The sequence below is a fragment of the Streptomyces beigongshangae genome (genome assembly GCF_019710745.1).
In the GTDB taxonomy this organism is placed as follows: domain Bacteria; phylum Actinomycetota; class Actinomycetes; order Streptomycetales; family Streptomycetaceae; genus Streptomyces; species Streptomyces beigongshangae.
The window spans coordinates 1-2,399 of the sequence record NZ_JAHKJW010000155.1; the positions used below are offsets into that span (position 1 = coordinate 1).

Genomic DNA, 2,399 nt, shown 5'->3' on the forward strand with positions numbered 1-2,399 from the left:
GCTCTTGTCCTCGGCGAAGTCCAGCGCGGAGCCGGTGAACCGCCAGCTCTCCCGGGCCACCGTCATCCGGTCGACGGTCACCCGCGGGGAGCGGTCGGCCTCCGGCAGGAGCCGGAAGCGGTCCGTCACCAGCGTGGTCAGCACATGGGCGAAGACCTCCACGGCCGGGAACACCGCGCCGTCGGGCAGCACCACGCAGAGCCGGCCGTCGCGCCGTTCCACCACGGCGTCGGCGCTCGGCACGGTGCGCTCCCGGTACGGGTCGGCCGTGTTGTCGAGGAGGGCGACCTGGTAGTCCTGCGGCCGCACCAGCGCGTGCCGGATGCGGGCGGACAGCCGGGACCTGTGCTCCTTGGGCAGCAGCGGCATGAGCCGCGGCGCCGGGTGGTCCCGGTCCGTCCGGTCGAAGAGCTCACGGCGGTCGGGGTGCTGGTTGACGAACAGCTCGTTCCCGAGCGTGTTGGACGCCAGGTGGAGTTCGCCGAGGGTGAGGTGGAACTCGCCGCGCTCCACGGCGCCGGCGTCCTCCGCGCCGATCATCACGTCCGGGCTGACGTACCGGGCCGCGGTCCAGCCCGGTGCGGTGGCCGGCCCGAAGACCTCCGCCACCCGGCCGGCGATGTCCCGGCCGGCGACCGTGACCCGGCGCACTCCGTCCGTGGCGGGCAGGATCCGCTGCCAGCGCCGCTCGAACTCGGCCTGGAGACCGGCGGCGTCGGTGACCGCGGCCCCGTGCAGGACCGGCATGCAGGCGAACCAGAAGGCGGCCAGATCCACCGGCCGGCCGGGTCCGGCACCGGCGCGCAGCCCCTCGTACACCTCGGTGACGCGCTCCGTCACCCGGGCGGCCAGGGCGGAGCAGAGCCAGGAGGCCGACGACATCAGCAGATCGAGCGGGGCGAGCGCGGCCAGCACATCGCTGCCGAGCGTGACCCGGGCGGAGCGGCGGCTGTCCGAGTAGACCACCGCGCGGCCGGGCGCCGTGCCGGTGCCCTTCTCGCGCTTGGTGGCCGTGTCGGTCACCCGCTGGAACGCCTGCTCGACGGAGGTGAGGGCCGCGACCAGGCGCTCGGGGTCCTCCGCCGCCGCCCGGACCGCCTCCACCGCTTCCTGGAGCTCGTCCGTCCGGGCGAGGGCGGCGGCACGCAGGGCCGGCTCGCCGATCCGCTCCAGGCAGGCGCGCAGCCGGCGCTCGGGCCGGATGTCGGCGGGCACCTCCAGCCGCCAGGTGATCCAGCGCCGCCGGACCAGCTCGCCGAGCAGGGCGGGTACGTCCGTTCCCGGGCCGATCTCCCGCTGGAGGGCGGGGACGGAGCGGGTGCCGTCGCACAGGCGCAGCAGCCGCAGCGTCTCGGGCGGCACCGGCTGCGGGGGCCTCGCGGGGGTCCGTACGGCGTCCTCCTCCAGCCGTACGAACGGTACCCGGCGGGGCGCGGTCCAGGGGCGCACCGCGGGGTCGGCGTCGATCTCCCGGGCCAGCGCGTCGACCGCCCAGCTGGACCAGAAGACCTCCGAGGACGAGGTCAGTCCGGTGCCCGGTTCGACTGCCAGGCCGGTCCCGGCGGTGTCGAGGGTGCCCCAACCGACCGGTCCGAAGAACCCGATGGTGTCGTTCTTGACGCAGAACCGCTGCCAGTAGTGCGCGACCAGCTCCTCGCGCTGGCGCTGCTTGAAGGTGCGGCCCGCGGTCGCCGGCGACCAGTTGAGGAACGGCCGGACCGCCGAGTCGAGCAGCCCCCGGTTCTGCCAGGCGACCGCCGCCCGGAACGGTCCGGAGGCGGCGATCCGCTGCGAGTCCGCGGCCGCCCGCACGGCACCCCGGGCGAACTCGGCCTCGAAGGCCTTCCAGGCCGCGCCGGACAGGGCGTCCCGCGGCCCGAACTTGTCCGCCGCCGCGGCCAGGCCCTCCGGCGCGAGCCGGAGCACCCCCTCCGCGGGGAACCCCGCGCCGCGCACCGCGACCTGGTCCCACAGCCGCCAGCGGCCGCTCAGAGAGACGGATCCCTCGTGCATCCCGCTGCCTCCCTAGGCCGACGCGGGAGCGAGGGACAGGTCGTCGACGACGACCTCCGCGAGCTCGGCCGGGGACGGATAGGTGAAGACCAGGGCGACGGCGATCTCGTCGTCCAGCAGTTCCTGGAGCCGGTGGACGATCTGGAAGGCGGCGAGCGAGTCGCCGCCCGCCTCGAAGAAGTCGCTGGTGGCGTCGAGGGTGTCGTCGCCGAGCGTCTCCCGGTAGTAGCCGGTGATCAGCCCGGTGAGTTCGGCGGTGTCGATGGAGTCCATGGTCCGTCCTTCTGCGATGTGGGGTGCGGTGGGTGGGTGGTGGTGGGGGGTGCGGGGGACAGGGGAGGGGCGGCGGCCCGGTGGCCGGTCAGCGGCCGGCGCCGGCGTGCACG

General features: G+C 75.2%; 2 protein-coding genes. Both read right to left on the reverse strand.

Annotated features, from left to right (window positions below):
- Positions 1-2,013: lantibiotic dehydratase (locus tag KM933_RS38560; RefSeq protein WP_221362287.1), on the reverse strand; the 2,013-nt coding region annotated here is incomplete at its 3' end.
- 12 nt (positions 2,014-2,025) lie between these two features.
- Entirely contained in the window at positions 2,026-2,286 is a 261-nt protein-coding gene (locus tag KM933_RS38565) for an acyl carrier protein (RefSeq protein ID WP_221362289.1), read from the reverse strand.
- Between the last annotated feature and the right edge of the window lie 113 nt (positions 2,287-2,399).